Annotated in this window: 1 protein-coding gene; it reads right to left on the reverse strand. The window is 77.6% G+C overall.

Features of this window, described 5'->3' with window-relative positions; genetic code table 11:
• Positions 1–7: 7 nt before the first annotated feature.
• On the reverse strand, positions 8–21,781 hold the full coding sequence (locus ACLQ2V_RS16690) for an SDR family NAD(P)-dependent oxidoreductase (RefSeq protein WP_425719392.1): 21,774 nt from the start codon (positions 21,779–21,781) through the stop codon (positions 8–10).
• Positions 21,782–21,795 lie beyond the last annotated feature (14 nt).

Here is a 21,795-nt window from a genome sequence, read left to right on the forward strand (position 1 = left end):
TCTCCTCTCAGCTGGTGCGCCGGCCAGTGGCGGCGACGGTGAACTCGGCCAGCAGCGCGTTGACCCGGGCGGAGTGGGTCAGGCTGGGGAAGTGCCCGGCGTCGGGCAGCTCCTCGTAGCGGGCGTCGGGGATGGTGCCGTGCAGCAGGTGCGCGGTCTTCAACGGCACGACCGAGTCCAGCCGGCCGTGCACGAGCAGCGTCGGCACCCGCAGCTCGGGCAGCCGACCCAGCAGGTCCGGGTTCGCCGCGAACTCGTCGAGGTACCGCAGGCCGATCTGGGCGTCCATGCTCTCGCAGCGCAGCAGCAGCCGTAGCCACTGCGCGCGCTGCTCCGCGCCGGCCACCCCCACCTGGGCGAGCCGGTCGAAGTCCTCCTCCGCCACCAGCGACAACCGGTTCATCTGGCCGGCCCGGTTGCCGACCTTGTAGGAGCTGCTGATCAGCGTCAGCGAGGCGGTGCGCCCCGGGTGGCGCAGCGCGAACGCCGCGGCGGGGAGGCCACCGAAGGACGCGCCGGCCAGGTGCAGCGGCTCGCGCAGGCCCAACGCCTCGGCCGTACGCGAGACGAGGTCCACGATGCCGTCGATGGAGAGGTCGGCGGCGGCGGTCGTCGCACCCACCCCGGCGTGGTGCACGGCGACGACCCGCAGCCGGTCGGTCAGCGCCGCGAACTGCGGCCCGTAGAAGCCGGCCCCGATGTTGAACGGCGGCATGAGCAGCAGCGTCGGCCGGTCCCCGTCCCCGTCCCCGCCCTCGTCTCCGGCGACGAAGACCTCCACCTCGCCGTCGGCCAGGCGCACCAGCTCCCGGCGTACCAGCGGCTGGTGCTCGCGCAGCACGGCCCAGTTCTCGTCGGCCGGCCGGTGGCCCTCGTCCATGGCCTGCCGCACGTCGTCGGGCACCCGGTCGACCGGGTGGTACGCGGCCTGCGCGGCCGGCCCGGTCCCCTCGACCAGCAGCAGGTCCGGCACCGGCGCCGGGTCACCGAACCGCTCGGCGATGCGCCGGCCCGCCTCGGTCGCCCGCTCCACCGGCAGGCCCACCGGGACGGCGAGGCGGATCCAGGCCGCCGACCCGGCGACGTCGTCGGCGCCGTGGTGGGCGCCGCCGCGCACGCCGGTGCCCGCGTACAGCCACGACAGCAGCGCCGGCACGGGGTGGGCGAGGCCGGCCAGGCGGGGCATCCGGGCGGTGTCCAGCAGCACGCAGTGGCCCCCGACCGGCTCGACGACGGGCAGGTCGGCGTCGCGCAGCACGGCGGCGAGGGCCGCCACCGCCGCCATCCGTTCGCGTACCCCGGTGACCACCCGGTCGGGGTCGGCCAGCGCGGCCTCGATCAGCCGGCGGTCGGCGAGGTTGGCCTCGCAGCCGCGCATCGTCACGTGCTCGCGCAGGCGCTCGGCCAGGGCCGGGTCGTTCGTGGCGACCAGGCCGCCCCGGTCGACGGCGAAGTCCTTCGACAGCCCCATCGTCACCGCGTCGGCCAGCCCGAGCAGCTCCGTGACCACCGGCCAGGGGTCGCGGCGCTCCCGGTCGGACTCGGCCACCGCGTTCTCGACGACCCGGGTGGCGTCGAGGACCAGGCCGACGCCGTGCTCGGCGGCCACCTCGCGGACGCGCCGCAGGTTCGCCAGGCGCACCGGCGGCCCGCCGAGGGCGTTGGTGCTCAGCTCCACCGCGACGAACGCCACGTCGCCGGGGTGCGCCCGCAGCAGCTCGCCGAGGTGCGCCGGGTCGAGGTCGGCACCCCCGCCGCTGCGGCGCACCGGCAGCGCGGTGAGACCACGGTCGAGGCGGCTCAGCGCCCAGGTGGGGAAGAGCGGGTTCTGCACGACGTACCGGCCGGCGCTCGGCCACGCCCGGCAGAGCAGCGCCTCGGCGGCCCGCCCGGAGCCGGTCGGCACCACGCAGGCGAAGGGCAGCGTGGGCCGCGAGCCGAGGTCGAGCACGCCGGAGTGGCCGGCCGTCCGCTCGCGCAGCGCGGCGGTGCCGGCGCGGACGAAGTCGGCGTCCAGCTCGGCCCACGAGTCGGTCAGCAGGTCGATGTCGACCTCGGCGGCGGGGACCCGCACCGGGTTGTGCCCGTACCGGTCGAGCTGGTGCTGGAACCCCGCAGGCGGGGCCGTCGTGACCCGCGCGGGCCCGGGCGCGGGGGCCGCCGCGACCGGCGGGGCGGCTGCCGTCTTGACCGGCAGCGCGGGTGGCGCCGTGACCGGCGGGGCGGTCGGGACCGGCGGGGCCGCCGGTCGCGGCGGCGCGGGCGGGGTGGCGGTGGTGGGCAGGTCGTCGCGCCGCACCGACGGGTTCGTGATCATCAGGAGTACGGCGGTGACGTCGGCGGGGTCGGCGTCGGCGGGCCGGCACAGGTAGATCGGCAGGTTCACCGGCCGGAACTTGTTCTTGAACCGGAAATTGCCCTCCCCGGAGAAGACGCCCGACTGGCGCAGCTCCACCAGCGCCCGGTCGACCGCCGGATCGGCGTTGGGCGAGGCGGTGACCTGCACGCCGAACGTGCCGCCGAAGCTGAACATCGTGCTGCCCTCGGCGGTGGTCCGCTCGATGATCTTGACGACGGTGTACTCCAGCCCGCCGCGCGGCATCTCGCCCGGATAGAACTCCAGGTCGAGCAGGTACCCCGGCTCCGAGGGGATCTTCGTGACGATGACGGCGGCGTTCAGCCGGTCGTCGACGTAGGTGAGGAACATCCGGTGCCGCTCGGCCAGCACGCCCCGGCCGATCTCGTCGCGCACCGTGCCGACGTACGGGTTGATCATTTCCTTCGTGGCGCACCAGCCGTCGATCAGGTCGACGATGGCGCGGTCGGTCGCCGGGTCTGAGCCCACCCGGTACTCGACCAGCCGGACCCGCCCGGCGCGCTCGAAGCGCCGCACCAGCGAGCGCACCCGGCTCATCGGGCCGCCGTCGAGCGAGAACTCGGGCAGCTTGTCCAACCGCTGCACCACCCCGAACGGGGTGGCGGTGAAGGGCCGGCCCGCCACCTCGCTCAGCCGCACCATGGAGAGCTGGTTGGGGCGCAGGCCGTGCCGCTCGGCGTAGGCCACCCACTCGGCGGTCAGCTCCTCGAGGTCCGCGGCGCTGCCCACGTAGCTCCAGGCCAGCAGCACCCCGTCGCGCTCGGAGGCGTTGAAGTACGCGGTACGGCGCGAGCCGACGAAGAGCAGCGGCGCGATGTCCCGGCCGGGCAGGCCGCCCTCCTTGCCGTGGCGTTGCTCCAGCTCGGCGACGAGGCGGGCGGTCTGCGGGTCCAGTTCCCGCTTGACCACCATCAGCGGCCCGTCGGCGTCCGCCACCCGGGGCGCGACGCTGTGCGGCTGCGGCGGCGCGGCCTGGTGCAGCCGGCCGACCAGGGCGGCACCGTGTTGCTGGGCGAGGTGCGCGGTCAGGTCGGGCAGCGTGGGATGGTCGAACAGGACCGTCTTGCGCATCGCGCCGAGGCCGCGTTCCAGGGCCGCGACGACCCGGAGCATGTCGAACGAGGTGAACCCGTTGTCGACGAACGTCGCCGCCGGGTCCCAGGGCCGCTGCACGGCCGCGTCGATCACCCCGGCCAGCACCGCCTCGGGGTCGTCGGCGGGACCGCCCGCACCAGTGGGGACGGGCCGCGCCGGCTCGGGCGGGGCCGCCTCCGGGCGGGCCGGCTCGGCGGCGGCGACGAAGGCGGTCAGGCGGTCCACCGTGTCGTACTCGTAGAGCTCGGTGGCCTTCAGGTCCAGGTCGAAGGTCGAGTTGAGCAGGCGCACCAGTTCCATCCGGTAGATGGAGTCCAGGCCCAGATCGCTGAACGGCTGGTCGGGCGGGATCTCGTCGGTCGGCGTACCGAGGATCTGGCCGAGCCGGCCGACGACCACCTCGGCGACGGCGGCCGGGTCACGCCGCGCGGCTGCGGGTGCCGGGACGGCAGTGGGCGGCGCGGGAGCCGGCGGCGGGGCTGCCGGCGCGGCAGCCAGGGCCGGCGCGGGGGCCGGCGGCGGGGATGTCGGCGTGGCGGGTGTCGTCGGGCGGGTCAGGCGCAGCTTCGGTCGGCGTGCGACGGGCGGCACGGCGGCGCTCGCGGGCGCCTCGGCTGGCTGGGACAAGGCGACCTCCGTGGAAGGCTCGGCAGCAGGGGTGGGGAACCAGTGGCGGGTCTCGGCGAACGGGAAACCGGGCAGCGGCGTCCGGCGCGGGGGCACGGCCCACGCGGCCGGCCAGTCCACCCGGGCCCCGTCGACCCAGGCGCGGGCGAGTTCGGCCTGGTCGGTGCCCGTGGCCACGGGCGTCGGCTCGCCGGCCGGCCGGCGGCGGACCGTGCCCCGCAGGATCGCCCCGGACGCCTCACCGCGAGCGGCGGCGGCGAACGCCGCCCGGTCGCCCGCGACCACGGCGAGCCGCTCCGGCAGGTCCTCGCGGCCGGTCTGCAACGTCCACGCCACCCGCGCCAGGTCCGGCGCGGCCGTGGTCAGATGCTCGGCGACCCGGCCGGCGTACGCGGCCAGCGCCTCGGGCGTCGGCGCGGAGAGCACGAACGCGTACGGCGAGTCCGGCGGCGGGGCGTCGGCGGCGGGCGCGGGCCGGTACGCCTCCAGCAGCACGTGCGCGTTGGTGCCGCCGAAGCCGAACGAGCTGACCCCGGCCCGGCGCAGCGGGACCGGTGCGCCGTCGGCGACCCCCGGCCACGGGGTGAGCTGCGTCTGTAGGCGCAGCGGGGTGGCGTCGAGGCGGATGTGCGGGTTGACGCGGCGCAGGTGCAGGCTCGGCGGCAGCTCGCCGTGCCGCATGGCCAGCAGGACCTTGAGCACCCCCGCGATCCCGGCGGCGGCCTCCAGGTGACCGATGTTGGTCTTCACGGCCCCGACCGCCAGGGTGCCCGGCGCGGCGGTGACCGGCCTGCCCCGCTCGGCGTACAACGTCTCCAGGGCCTGCTTGATCCCCTCGATCTCGACCGGGTCGCCGAGTCGGGTGCCGGTGCCGTGCGACTCCAGGTAGGTGACGGTGGCCGGGTCGACGGCGGCGTCGCGGAACGCCGCCGCGACGACCCGCGCCTGGGCGGCCGGGTTCGGGGCGGTCAGCGACGAGGCCCGGCCGCCGTGGTTGACGGCGCTGCCGAGGACCTCGGCGTAGATGTGGTCGCCGTCGCGTTCGGCCTGTTCGAGGTCCTTGAGCAGGACGACCCCGCAGCCCTCGCCCCGGACGTAGCCGTCGGCGTCGGCGTCGAAGGTCTTGCACCGGCCGTCGGGGCTGAGCATCCCCGACTGGGTGAACGCGGTGAACAGACCGGGGCTGAGCAGCACGTTCACGCCGCCCGCGAGGGCCAGGTCGCAGTCGCCGGCCCGGATCGCCGCGATCGCGCGGTGGATGGCGACCAGCGAACTGGAACAGGCGGTGTCGACGATCTCGCTGGGGCCCCGCAGGTCCAGCAGGTACGACACCCGGTTGGCCAGGATGGAGTGCGCGACGCCGGTGGCGGTGTGCGCCTCGACCGGCACCCCGTGCGCCCTGAGCAGGTCCTGGTAGTCCGAGGTGGAGACCCCGGCGTACAGGCCGGTGGCGGTGCCGGCCAGGGCGGACGGGCGGTACCCGGCGTCCTGCACCGCCTGCCACGCGGTCTGCAGGAACAGCCGCTGCTGCGGGTCCATCAGCGCGGCCTCGCGCGGCGCCACCCCGAAGAACCGGGCGTCGAAGCGGTCGACGTGCGACAGGAAGCCGCCGCGCAGGTGCCGGGTGCCGGGGTCGGCGCGCAGGTCGGCGCGGTCCTCGGGGACCTCGCCGACGAGGTCGTCGCCGGCCCGCAGGTGCCGCCAGAACTCGTCGAGGTCGGCGCTGCCGGGCAGCGTCCCGGCCATCCCGATGATCGCCACCCGCCGCCGGGGCGCGGGCGCGGGCACCGCCACGGCCGGGGCGGGTCCAGCGGCGACGTCGGCGGAGCCGGCGACGGCCGAGTCGGCCGGGGCATCCGGGGTGGCGGAGGCATCCAGGGCATCCAGGTCAGGGGCATCCGGGGCCTCCGGGGCATCCGGGGCGGTCGAGGCGTCCGAAGCGGCCGGGGCGGGCTCCCGATGCCGGGCGGACATGGCGGCGGGGTGGTTCGTGACCAGGTACGCGGCGAACGTGGCCAGGTCCGGGCACTCGAACAGCACCGTCGGCAGCAGGTCGAGGCCGTACCGCTCGTTGACCTGGTTGATCAGCTCGGTGAGCGAGATGGAGTCGAAGCCGAGGTCCATCAGCTCGGCACCCGACTCGACCTCGACCGGGTCCACGAGCAGGAACGACGCGGCCAGCTCCCGCAACTCGTCCAGCACCGGCGGCAGCAGGTCCGCCGAGCCGGCGTCGGCGTCGGGCTGCGCGTCGGCACCGGGCGCGGCGGCGTCGGCCGTGTCGGCAGGCCCGGCCGCGTCGGGCGGTGGGGAGTGCGGCGCGTCGGTCAGGGCGGTGGCGGCGGGCGGATCGACCTCGGTGGCGGCGGGCGGTGCGGGCACCGCCGGGCGTACGGCCGTCGTCGACGTGACCGTCACCTCGGGCGAACCGAGCGCCAACGCCGCCTCGAAGGCGCGCAGCCCGTCGGCGGGGTCCAGCGGCACCATGCCCCACCGCCGACGCAGCGCGGCGAGGGTGGCGGCGTCGACGGTCATGCCGCTGTCGCGCCACAGCGGCCAGGCGACGGCCACCGTACGGCCGCTGCGGGTGCCCGCGCCCCGCCACTGCTCGCGCAGCGCGGCGAAGCCGCCGAGGAACGCGTTGGCGTAGGCGTAGTCGACCTGGCCCGGGTTGCCGGTCTCGGCGACCACGGACGAGAAGAACGCCAGGAAGTCGAGGGGCTGCTCGGCGGTGGCCCGGTCCACGGCGAGCGCGCCGTCGACCTTCGGGGCGAGCACCTCGGCCACCTGCGCGGGGGTCTTGCGGACGGCCCGCGCGTCGCGGGTCACCCCGGCGGCGTGCAGCACGCCGCGCAGCGGGCCGTGCCGACCGGCCACCTCGGCGACGAGGCTGGTGAGCGCCGCCGCGTCGGTGACGTCGAGGGCGTGGTACTCCACCGCCGTGCCGTCCGCGCGCAGCTCGTCCAGCGCGGCCCGCCGCGCCGCGTCGAGCGGGGACCGGCCGACCAGGACGACCGCCCCGGCGCCGCCGGCCGCGAGGTGCCGGGCGAAGCGCAGGCCCAGCCCGCCCGCGCCCCCGGTGAGCAGGTACGCGCCGCCGGGTCGCGGGAACAACGGCGCGGCGGGGGCGGGTGCCGGGGCGGTCGCGGTGACGGCCCGGTCCAGCCCGCGTACGCGGCGCAGCCCGCTGCCGTAGCGCACCCGCGCGACCTGTGGGCCGCAGATCAGCAGCTCGTCGACCAGCGGCTCGGCGTGCCGCTGCGGCCCGGCGGTGGCGTCGGCGCCCTCGAAGCCGACCACCACCCCGCGTACCCGCTGGTGCTCCAGGGCCAGGGTGCGCAGCGCGCCGACGACGGCCGCGTCGTGCGGCTGCCCGGCGGGGCTGGCCGAGGCGAAGCCGTACCCGATGCGCAGCTCGCCGGGGGTGCGTTCGGCCAGCAGGGCCGTGCACAACCACAGCAGCGTCAGGAACCCGTCGGCGACCCGCCCCGCCGGGTCGTCGCCGCCGGTCCAGGCCGGCCCGGCGGCGGGCAGCCGCAGCACGGCGTCGGGCAGCGGCCCCTCGGCGGCGAGCCGGCGTACGACCGCGTGCAGGTCGTCGTGGGCGCCCGGCCGCACGACGAAGCCGCCCTCGGTGCGGGCGAACGCGTCGCCGGGCACGACGACGACGCACCGGCCACCACGGCGCTCCAGCAGCTCCCGGGTGGGCGTCGCGGCGGCATCGTCGGCGGCCAGCAGCACGGTCAGCGACGGCACGGCCGCCCGGCCGTCCGGCCCGAGGGGCTCGGGGCTCCAGGTGGGGCTGGACAGGTACCACACCCCGGCGTCGTCGCGGGCCGGTGCGGGGGCCACCCGCAGGCCCCGTACGGCGAGCACCGGCCGGCCGTCGTCGTCGGTCAGGTCGAGGTCGAAGCGGTGGGGGCCGCTGCGGCGTACCCAGGCCCAGCCGGCGTCGGTGGCGGGCCCGGCGTACTCGGCCCGGTCGAAGCCGACGGGCACCCGCGCGTCGGCGGCGGTGCCGAGCGCGGCGAGGGCCTGGAGCGCGCCGTCGGCCAGGGCCACCCCGGCCGCCGCCCCACCGGGGGTGCCGCGCAGCCGGGCCAGGGCCTCCCCGTCGCCGCTCCACAGCTCCCGGACCACCCGCAGCCCGGGGCCGTAGTCGAGGCCGCCGTCGGCGAGCGCCGCGTAGAAGTCGGTCACGTCGTGGGCACGCCGGCAGCGGGCCCGCACGGCGTCGAGGTCCGGCGCGACGGGGTCGCCGGTGGCCGGCTCCAGTACGCCGGTCGCCACCTCGGCACCCGCCCCGCCGACGGCGAAGGTGGTCACCGCGCCCGCCCGGACGAGCCGCAGGGAGAGCCGGGCCGTGCCCCCGTCCAGCCGCACCGGCGCCAGCCAGCGCAGGTCCCGTACGACGTCCGCGCCGGTGACCCCGGCGGCGGCCGCGGCGCGGCGCACCCCGTCGAGCAGCGCGGCACCCGGCAGCCAACGCTCCCCGCGCACCCGGTGGTCGGTCAGGTGCGGCCCGTCCCCACCCAGGTCGATGCCGCTCTGCACGGTGCCGGTCTCGGTGGCGGCGCTCTGCACGGTGCCGGCCTCGGCGGGGTCGGTCTCGGTGGTGCCGGCGGGGTCGGCGGCGGGTGGCGCGGCGATCGGTGCCGGGTCGGGCAGCCAGAAGCGGCGGCGGGCGAACGGGTACGTCGGGAAGGAGACCAACCGGGGCCGGCGGTCCCACCGCGCGGGCCAGTCCACGTCGGCGCCGCCGACCCAGGCGCGGGCCAGCGCCTCGGTGTCGGCGTCGTCCGGCGCGGCGGGCGGCCGGGCCGACGCCGTCCCGCACACCAGGTCGGGGCCGGCGTCGCCGGTGGCGAACTCCGCCAGCGACCGCGCCAACGCGGCTACATCCTCGGCGCGGGCGGCCAGCCGCTCGTCGAACTCCCGCCGCCCGACCTGAGAGGTGTACGCGAGCGCCGCCGCGTCGAGGCCACCGCCGCCCGACCCGCGCAGGTGCTCGGCGACCCGGCCCGCGTACGCCCGCAGCCGCTCCGGGGCACGCGCCGAGAGCAGGAACAGCCGGGGGCCCTGCGGTGCCGGGGCGTCCCCGGTCACCTCCGGGGCGTCCCCGGTCACCTCCGGGGCGTCCCCGGTCACCTCCGGGGGCTCCTCGACGACGACGTGCACGTTCGCGCCCCCGGCGCCGAAGGAGCTGACCCCGGCACGGCGCGGCACCTCGCGCTCCTCGCCGTCGACGACTTCGACGCCCCGCCGCCAGGGCACCAGCTCACGTTGGGGACGGAACGGGGAGCCCGCGAAGTCGATCTTCGGGTTGACCGTGTCGAGGTTGGCGGCGGGCACCAGTTCGCCGTGCCGCAGTTGCAGCAGCACCTTTGTGAGCCCGACGATCCCGGCCGCGCCCTCCAGGTGGCCGACGTTGGCCTTGACCGAGCCGACGGGGCACGGCGGCGACCCGTCCGGCAGCGGGCCGAAGGCCCGGGTGAGGCTGGCGATCTCGATGGGGTCGCCCAGCTCGGTGCCGGTGCCGTGCGCCTCGACGTACCCGATCGTGCCCGGCTCGACGCCGGCCCGGCGCAGCGTCTCGCGGACGAGATCGGCCTGCGAGTTGGGGTTCGGCACGGTGTAGCCGCTGGTCTTGCCGCCGGCGTTGGCCAGGCTCGCCTTGATGACCGCCCAGATGTGGTCGCCGTCGGCGAGCGCGGCGGCGAGCGGCTTGAGCAGCACCGCGCCGACGCCCTCGCCCGGCACGTACCCGTCGGCGTGCGCGTCGAACGTGCGGCACCCGTCGCCGGTGGCCAGCATGTTCATCGCCGACAGGGCGACGAGGTGGGCCGGGTGGATGATCACGTTCACGCCGCCGGCGATCGCCATCCTGCACTCCCCGCGCCGCAGGCTCTCGCAGGCCAGGTGCACGGCGGTCAGCGACGAGGAGCAGGCCGAGTCGACGGCGAAACTGGGGCCGGTCAGGTCGAACGTGTACGACACCCGGTTGGCCAACGACCAGTACGCCGAGTGGGCCCCGGCGAACTCCCCACGGGGCCAGCCGGTCGCGGCGGCGAGTTTGCCGTACGAGCCGTACATGGTGCCGACGAAGACGCCCGTGGCCGGCTCGTGCCGGCGGGGCCCGAGGTGGCCGGTCTCCTCCAGCAGGTTCCAGCAGGTCTCCAGGAAGAGCCGCTCCTGCGGGTCCATCGCGGCGGCGTCGCGGGGCAGCACCGAGAAGTGGGCGGCGTCGAACATGTCGACGTCGGCGATGAAGCCGGCCCAGCGACCGTACGTGCGGTTGCGCCGCCCGCGCCGGGGGTCGTAGTGCTCGCGCCAGTCCCACCGCGACGCCGGGACCTCGCGGATGCAGTTCGCGCCGGCCCGCAGGTTGCGCCAGAGGGCGTCGAGGTCGGGCGACTCGGGGTAGCGGCCGGTTACGCCGACGACCGCGATGTCACCCGGCGCGACGGGTCGGGCGCTGCCGCCGGCCCCGCTCGCCGCGCGCTGCGACCCACCGGCGGCGTCACCGGCGGCGGCCGCCGCCGGTTGCCCGGCTCCGCTGCCGGTCGCCGTCGCGCCGGTCGCTGCCGGCTTCGGCCCGTCGCCGGTCGCTGCCGGCCCCGGCTCGTCGCCGGTCGCCCTCGCGCCGGACGCCGCCGGTTGGCCGGCCCCGGGGTCGTCGGCGCGCAGCGCCCGCGCCAGCTCGGCCGGGCGTTCGGCGCGCAGGTGCGTGGCGAGCCGGTCGAGGGTCATGTGCTCGAAGAGCAGCGTCGCCGGCAGCTCCCCCAGGTCGGCGGCGAGGCGGTGCACGATGTCGACGCCGACGAGCGAGTCGATGCCGTACGTCTCGAAGGTCTCCCGGTCCCGCAGGGTCTCCGGCCGGCACTTGAGCACCTCGGCGAACGCCTCGCGCAGGTAGTCCCGCACCGCCGCCACGCCGGGCACCTCGCCGCCGCCGGCCTCGGCTGTGGCGGCTGCCGGGCCCGTCCCGGCGGTGACGGCTGCCGGGCCCGTCCCGGCGGTGGCGGTCTGGTCCGCCTGCGGCGTCCCGGCGAGGCCCGCCCCAGGCAGCGCCACCGGGCCGGTCGGTGGGGCGGCGTCGAGCCGGGTCGCCGCAGGCGCGGGGGGCGCGGACTCGACCAGGGTGATGCCGTACTCGGGCAGTCGGGTCGGGTCGGCGTCGAGGACGAGGGCCTGCGGCAGGCCGGCGGCCAGGACCCGGCGCAGCGCCTCGTAGCCGGCCTCCGGCTCGATCGAGCGCACCCCCAGGTCGGCGAAGCGCCGGGCGTAGCCGCTGCCGGCGACGGCCCCGACGCCACCCCAGTACCCCCAGTTGACGACGGTGACCGGGAACGCCACCCGGCCGGCGGCCCGCGCCGCGCAGGCGTCCTGCGCGACGCTCGCGGCGGCGTAGTTCGCCTGGCCCCCGGCGTCGACGAAGGACGCGGCGGAGGAGAAGAGCACGCAGAGGTCGAGGGGCTCGTCGCGCAGCGCGTCGAGCAGCACGGCGGTGCCGGTGAGCTTCGGCGCCAGCACCTCGGCGACCGCGTCGTCGTCCAGCCGGGTCAGGGCCGCGTCGCGCCAGAGCCCGGCGGCGTGCAGGACGCCGTCGAGCCGCCCGTACCGGCGTCGGGCCACGTCCAACGCGTGCCGGACGGCGGCCGGGTCGGTGACGTCGGCGCGCACGTACTCCGCCTCGCCGCCGGCCTCCCGCACGGCCCGCAGCGCGGCCTCGACGGTGTCGTCGTGCCCGCGCCGCCCGGTCCAGAGCAGCCGCGCCGCGCGCCGCCGGGCCAGCAGCAGGCTGAGCGCGGCCCCGAGGCCGCCGGCACCGCCCGTGACCAGGTAGACGCCCCGCTCGCGGAACGGGTCCCGGTCGGCGGCCGGGGCCGCCGGTCGGACCCGGACGAAGGCGCGGCGCAGCGCCCGACCGTCGCGCCAGGCCAGCAGCGGCACCCCGCCCGCGTCGGCGGCGACCCGGGCGGCGGTGGTCGCCGGGTCGGCGTCGAGCCCGACGTCGACGCAGGACACCGCCCACGCGCGGTGCTCGGCGGCTGCGGCCCGGGCAACGCCGAAGACCCCGGCGACGCCCGGGTGGACCGCGTCGCCGGGGCAGGTCGCGACCGCGCCGGCCGCGGCGACGGTCAACCGTAGCGCCCGACCGGCGGGGACCTGGGTGGCGAGCGCCCGGACGGTGCGCACCGCCGCCACCGTGGTCGTCTCCCCGTCGTCGCTGCCGGTGCCGGCCAGGACGTACGCGGCATCCACGGTGGACGCGGCGGCGGGCAGGGGCTCGCCGAGCCGGGCCCGGAGGGTGTCCGGGCCGAGCCGGGCGGCGAGCGCGTCGGCCTGCGCCCCGGTCCCGGCTGCGGCGACCACGAGCGCCCGCCCGTCGAGCTGCGCCCGCCCGTCGGGGGCGCGCGGCGGCTCGACCCAGGCCGGGCGCAGCAGCAGCGGCCCGGCCTGGTCGCGCTCCGCCCGCAGCGCGAAGCCCGTGCAGCGCAGGGCCACCCGGCCGGCGGCGTCCGCGACCGTGACCCGGAAGTCGTACGGGCCGGTGCGCTCGACGTGCACGTGGGCGGCCACCGCGTCGGGGTGCGGCACGTCGATGCGTTCGACGGCGAACGGCACCAGCGGCCCGGCGGCCCCGTCGGCGTCGGTGAGGACGGCGACGGCCTGCCACGCGCCGTCGAGGCAGCGGGCGTCGAGCACACCCCCGGCCGGGGCGGTCAGACCGGGACCCACCGGCACCGGGGCGGCGGGCCGGGCCAGGCTGGCGAGGGCCTCCCCGGCGCCGACGCGGACCGAGACGATCCTCCGGTACGGCTCGCCGTAGTCGAGGCCGGCGGCCGCGAACCCGGCGTAGAGCTCCGCGCCGGGGCGCACCTGCGGGCAGCGGGCCGCCACGGCGTCGAGGTCGAGCCGCTGCGGTGCAGCCGGTGGCAACGGCTCCACGGCACCGCCCGCGTACGGCTCGCCGTCCTCGCCCACGACCGTGAACGCCCCGCCGTCGCCCGATCGCAGGCGCAGCGTACGGGCGGCGGTCACCGGCACGGGGCGCAGCCACCGCAGGCCGGTGAGGCGGGCGGGGCCACCCCGGGCCAGCAACGCCCAGCAGGCCGAGGCCGCGCCGGCCAGCACCGGCCGACCCGAGACCCGGTGGCCGGCGACCAGTTCGTCGGCCGGGTCGAGCCGCCACCCGTCCGCGTCGGCCGGCGCGTCCCCCGCGCGATCCGGGACGGCCCCCGTGGGCGGTACGGCACCGGCGCGGGCCGGTGCCGCCCAGTGGGTCTCCCGCTCGAACGGGTAGCTGGGCAGCGGCACCCGGCGCACCGGCTCGCCGCGCCACAGGAGCGCCCAGTCCGGGTCGGCACCCGCGACGTACGCGGCGGCCAGGCGGTGCAGGGCGGTCCGCCGGGCGGCGGGACCGGTGGCGGCCCGCGCCGCCGCCACGTCGGCCCGCACGGTCTGCGCGTCCGGTGGCTCGGCCCGCCCCACCGGCTCGACCGGCGTCCAGGCGGCCAACCGGTCGCGCAGCTCGTCCAGGCCACCGACCACGAACGCCGCCCGCACCGGCAGGTGGGCGCGTCCCGCGCCGAGGGTGTACGCGACGTCGCGCAGCGGCACCCCGCTGGGCAGGGCGTCGCGCAGCCCGGCGACCCGCCGAGCCAACGCGCCCTCGTTCGCGGCCGACAACACCACCACCACCTCGTCGCGTGCCCCGTCGGCGGGGGGCGGCGCGTCGGGCGCCTCGGCGAGGACCACGTGGGCGTTGGTGCCGCTGAAGCCGAAGCTGCTGACGGCGGCGACGCGTACCCCGGCCGGACCCGGCGGGAACGGCGCCGGGGCGACCGGGACGGTGAACGGGCCGCCCGCCAGGTCGATCCGTGGGTTCGGGGTGTCGAAGGACAGCGACGGCGGCACCACCCGGTGCCGCAGGGCCTGCACCGCCTTGATGAAGCCGGTGATCCCGGCGGCCAGGGTGGTGTGCCCGACGTTCGACTTCACCGACCCGACCGCGCACCAGCCGGACCGGCCCCGCGCGTGCTCGGTGAACACGCTGGTCAGGGCCTTCAGCTCGATCGGGTCGCCGAGCGGGGTGCCGGTGCCGTGCGCCTCGACGTAGCCGACGTCGGCGGGGCTCACGCCGCTGCGGGCGTACACGTCGCGCAGCAGCGCCGCCTGCGACTCCGCGCTCGGGGCGGTGATGCCGTTGGTGTGCCCGTCCCCGTTGAGGCCGGTGCCCTTCACCACGGCGTACACGTGGTCGCCGTCGGCGACGGCCCGGTCGAGCCGCTTGAGTACGACCGCGCCGACCGCCTCGCCGAGCACGATGCCGTCCGCCGAGGCGTCGAACGGCGCGCACCGGCCGGTCGGCGACAGCATCCCGGTCTTGCTGGTCCACACGTGCATCCGGGGCGTCACCATCACCGCGACCCCGCCGGCGATCGCCATGTCGCAGGCGCCGGAGCGCAGGCTCTCCACCGCCAGGTGCACGGCGACGAGCGACGAGGAGCACGCCGTGTCGACGGACATCGTCGGGCCGGTGAGGTCGAGCAGGTAACCGATGCGGGCGGCGAGGATCGACGGCGCGTTGCCCAGGAACGCCTGACCGGTGTCGTCCTGCCCGGAGCGCTCGAGCAGCCGCAGGTAGTCGCCGCCGCCGCTGCCGACGAAGACGCCGCAGCGACGCGGGCCGGCGGTGGCGTACCCGGCGTCGTCCAGCGCCGCCCACGACTGCTCCAGGAAGAGCCGCTGCTGCGGGTCCATCAGCTCCGCCTCCATCGGCGAGATGCGGAAGAACGCCGCGTCGAAGCTGTCGACGTCGGAGAGCAGCGCGGCCCACTTGCTGTAGGTGCGGCCGGCGGCGTGCCGGTCCGGGTCGTAGAACTCGGCGGGATCCCACCGCTGGGCGGGCACCTCGCGGATGCTGCACCGGCCGTCGCGCAGGTTCCGCCAGAACGTCTCGACGTCCGGCGCGTCCGGGAACCGCCCCGACATGCCGATGACGGCGATGTCGGCGGTCGCGGCGTGGCCACCGGCGGGCGACCGGCCCTGGTCGAGGCGGTCCGGCTCGACCGGGCCGCTCGTGTCGGCCGACGGCCGGCTGCCGTCGAGGTCGCCCGGGGCCGCGGGGGCGGTGCCGTTGGGCGGCGGTGGCAGGGCGGCCAGCGCGACGGTCACGGCGCTGCCCCGCGCCGGGGCAGGTACGGCCGGGGCCCAGGGCGCGCTCCGCCCGGTGCCCGGCGACAGGTCCGCGCCCGGGGGCGGGTTCGCGCCCGACGACAAATCTGCGGCCGGCGGCCGGTCCGCGTCCGTCGACGGGTTCGCGCCCGGCGGCAGGTCCGGTTTCGGTGCGGCCGCGGCCCGGGGGGCGCGCTCCGGCGCGGCGGCCGGCGCCGGTGGGGTGACCGGGGCGAGCCGCAGCGGCGGCGGCCCGGCCGGGGCGGGTGCCTGGGTGGGCGGCGGCCCGGCCGGGGCGGGTGCCTGGGTGGGCGGCCCGGCCGGGGTGGGTGCCGGCGCGGCCGGAACCGACGCGCCGCCCGGAACCGGCGGCGGGGGCGAGAACTGCGCCTCGGCCGGCGCGGCTGCGGTCGGCTCGGTGGGTACGGCCGGTTCGGCACCGGCCCGGTCCAGGCGGCGGGCCTCGGCGGCGCTGGCCACGGCGTGATCGGCGAGCTGGTCGACCGTCGGGTGGTCGTAGACGGTGACGGAGTCGAGGTCGAGGCCGAACCGGCGGTTGAGGTCGCGCACCAGCTCGACCGCGCCGAGCGAGTCGATGCCCATCTCGCTGAACGTCAGCCGCCGGTCGATCTCGTGCGGGTCGAGGTACAGCTGGGCACCGAGCGTCTCCCCGATCACCCTGAGCACTTCGTCCCGGTCGAGCCCCACCTCGACCGGTCCCGCCACCGGGCCCGGCGCGGCAGGCGGCGGGGTGGGCTGCGTCGGTGCGACGGCCACGGGGGCGGGAGGCACCGGCGCGGCAGGTGCCGGCGCGGCGGGCACCGACACGGGAGCGGGGGACCGGCCGCCCACCTGGCCCGCCCCTTCGGCGTCGGCGGCCGGGCCCGCCCGGTGGGCGTCGGTGGCCTGGACCTCCGCGTGGGCGGCTGCCGGGGCGGGACCGCCGACGAAGCGGTTGACCCGGTCCATGTGGTCGCGGACCAGGGCGACAGCGCCGTCGCCGAGCACCCGCTCGTGCAGCGCGAGTTCCCGGGATACCGTGTCGTCGACGGCGGTCAGCAGGCGGTCGGCGAGTTCCCGCTTGAGCCCCGCGACGGCCGTCTCGGGCTGGCGGGCGATGGCGCGGGCGATGCCCAGTGCCGCCGGCAGCACGTCCGACCGGTCCTCGAAGCGGACCTGGGCGCCCCGGCGCTCCAACTCGACTCCGTCGAACGCGCGGGCGGTGTAGAACATCTCGGTCGCCAGGGCCCGGCCGAAGCGCTGCTCCAGGATGAACGTGGCACCCATGCCGGGGGTGAAGCCGTAGTGCACGAAGTTCGCCGCGTACGAGGCCTCGCGGGCCATCACGACGATGTCGGCGTACAGGCCGAAGGCCAACCCGCCACCGGAGGCGTGGCCGGTGATCGCGGCGACGACGGGCCGGTCGCAGCGCAGCAGCCCCCGGTAGAGGAACGGCACGTCGCTGAAGCGTCCGTCGCCACGGGCCAGCCGCTCCAGCGCGTCGGGGGTGCCACCCATGCTGAACGCCGGGCCCGACGCGGTGAGCACGACCGCCCGGACGGCCGGCTGCGCCGCGATCTCGGCGAACGCCTGCTCCAGCCCGCGTACGAGTGCCTCGGTGAACATGTTCCGGGCCCCGCGCATGGTCACCACGGCGACCCCGTCCCCGACCACCCGCACGTCGACGGGCGCGTCCGGGTCCTCCGGCCCGGCCTCGTCGGCATCGGGGTGCCGGCCACCGGAGCCCACCGGCCCGGCCGGTGCCGGCGTCGCGGGGCGCGCGTCGGCCGCCGGACGATCGGCGGGCCGGTCGGGCCCGGTCGGCGTCCGCACGAGGGCCCCCGGAAGGTCGGCGGGTCCGGCCGAGTCCCCGGCCGGCCCCGCGCCACGTCGACGCCACTGCCCGACCCAGCAGCGTTCGCCGCCGAACGGGTAGCCGGGCAGCGGCACCCGGCGGCGGGTGCCGGGGCGGTGCAGTCGCTCCCACGCCACGTCCGCGCCGCGCACCCAGCGTGCCGCCAGCTCCAGCAGGTCGCCGCCGGGTTCGAGCGGCGCGGCGTCCGGCTGGTCGCCGCTGTCCCGCTCGGCGACGCCGAGCAGGGTTCCGGCCGGGAGTTCGCCGCCGTCGGCCACCGCCCGCAGCGCCGCGCGCAGGGCGGCCACGTCGGCGGTGACCACGGCCAGGCGGTGCGCCATGGCCGCCCGACCCAGCTGCGAGGTGTACGCGACGTCGGCCAGCTCGACGCCGTCCGGCGTGCCGGCCCGGTCGAGCAGGGCGGCCACGGTACGGGGGGTCGCGGAGCCGTCGATCGGCTCGGCGGGCGGCGGGGCGGCACCGCAGCGTTGGGCGACCCGGTCGCGCAGGGCCAGCAGCGCCGCGCGGTCGAGCCCGAGGTCGCCGAGCGTCTCGTCGGGGCCGACCGTGGCAGCTGCCACGCCGAGCAGGTCCGCGACGATCCCCGTGACGGCCGCGAGCGCCCCGGCGTCGCCCGGCATCGCGCCGCCCGTCGGGGCCTCGGCGAGGGCCGCCGCCATTCGCCCTGCGTACCGGCGGAGGGTGGCCTCGTCGCGGGCGGAGAGCACGAAGATCGCGGGCCCGCTGTCCCGCTCGGCCGGCGGCGCGGGCGGTGCCTCCTCGACCAGCAGGTGGGCGTTCGCGCCGCCGGCACCGAAGGCGCTCACGCCGGCCCGGCGCGGGCCGCCGTCCGGGCCGGACGACCACGACGCCAGTTCCCGTTGGATGCGCAGGGGCGTGCCGGTGAGGTCGATGTGCGGGTTGACCCGCTCGGCGTGCAGGGAGGGCACGAGCGTGCGGTGCCGAAGCTGCAACAGCACCTTGGTCAGGGCGGCGATGCCCGCGGCGCTCTCGGCGTGGCCGATCGACGACTTCACCGAGCCCACCGCGCAGCCGCCGGGCGGCGCGGATTCGGCGAAGACGGCGCGCAGGGCCTCGATCTCGATGGGGTCGCCCAGCGACGTGCCGGTGCCGTGCGCCTCCACGTAGCTGACGGTCTCGGGGGCGACGCCGCCGCTTCGCCAGGTGGCGCGGACGAGGTCGGCCTGCGCGGTGGGGCTGGGCACGGTGAAGCCGCTGGTACGGCCGGCGTGGTTGAGCGTGGAGGCGCGGATGACGCCGTAGACGTGGTCGCCGTCGCGCCGGGCGTCGTCGAGGCGTTTGAGTACGACCGCGCCGACGCCCTCCGCCGGCACGTAGCCGTCGCCGCCTTCGCCGAAGCTGCGGCAGCGCCCGTCCGTGGACAGGAACTGCCCCTGCGCCAGTTGCAGGTACTTCTGCGGGTGCAGGGTGAGGTTCACCCCGCCGGCGATGGCCAGGTCGCAGTCGCCCTGCCGGACCGCCCGCACCGCCAGGTGGACGGCCGACAGCGACGACGAGCACGCGGTGTCCACGGCCAGGCTGGGGCCGGTCAGGCCCAGGGTGTACGAGACCCGGTTGGGCACCGAAGCGTGCATCGCCGTCGGGGCCACGCCGTCCTCGTCGAAGAGCTGGTAGTGGCTCCAGGTGACGCCGGCGTAGACCCCGACGGGTGCGCCGCGCAGGTGTTGCGGCTGGTAGCCGGCGTCCTCGACCGCCTGCCACGCCGTGGTGAGGAAGAGCCGCTCCTGCGGATCCATCCGCTCGGCGTCCTTGCGGGAGATGCCGAAGAAGCCGGGGTCGAAGACGTCGACGTCGTCGAGGAAGCCGCCCCACCGGCCGTACGTGCGCCCGGCCCGGCCCCGGTCGGCGTCGAAGTACCGGTCGTGGTCCCAGCGCTGCGCCGGCACCTCCGTGACGCAGTCGCGCCCGGCGACGAGGTTGGCCCAGAACTCGCGTACGTCGGCGGCCTGCGGATACCGGCCGGCGAGGCCGACGACCGCGACGTCCACGACCGGCGCGGCGGGGGCCGGCGCGGCAGGGGTCGGCTGCGGCAGGCCGTCGGCGGCCCGGTCCGGCTCGGTGTAGCGGACGACGACGGTGCCGTCACCGGCGGCGAGCGCGGTCTCCAGGGCGCGCAGGCCGTCGGCGGTCGGCAGCGGCGCCGCGCCGTGCTCGCGCCGGGAGCGGGCCACCGCCTCGGCGGGGATCCGCATGCCGCCGTCGGCCCAGAGCGGCCAGGCGACGGCGATGCTCGCGCCGTGCCGGTCCGGGCGGGCGGCCCGCCCGGCGGCGAAGTGTTCGAGGTACGCGTTGGCGAAGGCGTAGTCGCACTGGCCGGGGTTGGGCACCACGGCCGAGAGCGAGGAGAACAGGGCGAAGAACGCGAGCCGGTCCGTCGCGGTGGCCGCGTCGAGGTGCCGGGCGCCCACGGCCTTGGGGCCGGCGACGTCGGTGAAGTCGGTGCGGTGCTTGGTCGGGAAGAGCCCGTCGCGCAGGACGCCGGCCAGGTGCAGCACCCCGTCGATGCGGCCGAACCGCTCCCGCCCCCCGTCGACGGCGCGCCGGACGGCAGCGGCGTCGGTCAGGTCGGCCACGACGTGCAGCACCTCGGCACCGGCGGAGCGCCACGCCGCGATCCGGCCGGCGAGGGGGTCGCCGAGCGGTCGGCGGCCGAGCAGCACGAGCCGGGCGCGGTACCGCTGCGCCAGGTGGTCGCCGACCAGCCCGGCGAGCGCCCCGTCCGCGCCGGTGATCACGTAGACGCCGGCCTCGCGCAGCGGCGAGGGCCCGGCGGGCGCGGGCAGGGGCGCGTAGCCGCGCGTCACCCGCCGCTCGGCGCGGCGCACCTCGGCGCCGCCGGTCGGGTCGGCGACCTCCTGCCACACCGCCTCGGCGACCCCCGTGGCGGACCAGTCGGCGACACCGACCGAACGGACCCGCAGCGCGGGGGCCTCCGCGCCGAGCGTGCGCCCGAGCGCGCCGACGGCCGCGCCGGCCGGGTCGGGCAGCCGGTGCACGTAGAGCAACGGCGCGGGCGTCGAGGGGTGCCGGCGGTGCAGCGCGGTGGCCAGGGTCCACATCTCGATCGCGGGCCGCGCCGGGTCCCCGGTCTCCGGGGTCGCCGCGAGGCGCACGTACGCGGCCGGGCCGGACCGGTCGACCAGCCGGCCCACCTGTTCGGCGTCGGTGGGGTCGACGCCCTCGGCGGGGCGCACGTCGACGCCGGGGCGGGCGGCGCGCAGCGCGGCCAGCGTGGCGTCGTCGGCGCCGAGCACCACCAGCGGCCGCCCGCCGTCCGGGGCGGCGGACGCGGGTGCCGGGGTCCACTCCGCGCGCCACAGCGTCACCTCGCACTCCGCCGGCCCGGCCGGGCCTGCGGCGGCGGGCTCGGCGCGACGGAAGCCGTGGGTGGTGCCGAGGTACGCGGCGAGGGCGGCGATGTCGGTGTGCTCGAACAGCAGCGTCGGGTACAGCGCGGTCCCGGCGACCTCCTCCAGTTGCCTGCCGAGGTCGAGCATGGCGACCGAGTCGAGGCCGAGTTCGTAGAACCCCGCGTCGACGGGCACGTCGGCGGCCGACCGGCCGAGCCGCGCCCCGACGAGCCCACGCAGGTGCCCGGTGTAGGCCCGCACGGCGTCCCCACCGGCGGCGACGTCCCCGCCGCCGGCATCCCCGGTCGTCGCCGGGACCGGCGTCGCGGCAGCAGCCGGGGTCGGCGTCGGGAGCGCAGCCGGGGTCGGCGTCGGGGACGCGGCCGCAGCCCCTGCCGTCGGGGTGGCGTCGGCGACGAGTCGGGAGATGAGCCCGGCGTGGCGGATCCGCTTGCAGGTGAGCTTGCCGAACTCGGCCAGCAGGGTGCCGTCGGTGGCGTACAGGCCGTAGTCGTTGTCGATGACGTCCCGGGACGCGGAGAGCGTCTCGACCCGGGGCGCGTAGAGGATCGTGGTGCCGCGCAGCGGACGGGGGGCCCGGAACCGGTCGATGTACATGGGGATGAACGGCTCCCGGGAGACCGCCTCGGTCTGCCCGTACGCGGCGATGGTGGCGGCGTCGAGCTTGGCCGGGTGCAGGTGGAACGCCTCCTCGGGGACGCTGGCCCCGGCGTCGATGTCCAGCTCCGCCAGCAGGTAGCCGTCGCCGACGTGGATGTCGCCGTGGCAGGCCATCGCCGGGCCGTGGCGGATGTCCTCGGCGCGGGCCCGGGCGTACAGCTCCGCCAGCGGGTAGCTGCGCCGGATCCCGGCCCGCAGCGCGGCCAGGTCGAGCGGCGCGGCCGGCGGCGGGTCGGTGTGGACGAGCTCCGCGCGCATGTTGTCGTGCCAGGGCGCGTCCGGCCGGCCGGCCCAGCGGCTCTGCGCCGTCACCGGGCGGGCCCCGTCGGGGCCGGGTGGGCCGACGCGCAGGCGCAGCTCGCGGGCGGCGGACTCGGCGGTCGCCACCGGTTCCGGGAACAGGATGCGCCGCAGCTCGACCCGCTCGGGGTCGAAGCCCTGCGCGACGAGCATCCGCATCAGGATGTCCAGGAACGTCACCCCGGGCAGCACCGAGACGCCGTGGACCCGGTGGTTACGCATGATGAAATCGGTGTCCGACAACTCCAACCGACACTCGATCTGTGGGTCGTTCATCGTTGTTGTCTCCT

The organism is Micromonospora sp. DT233 (assembly GCF_049841815.1).
In the GTDB taxonomy this organism is placed as follows: domain Bacteria; phylum Actinomycetota; class Actinomycetes; order Mycobacteriales; family Micromonosporaceae; genus Micromonospora.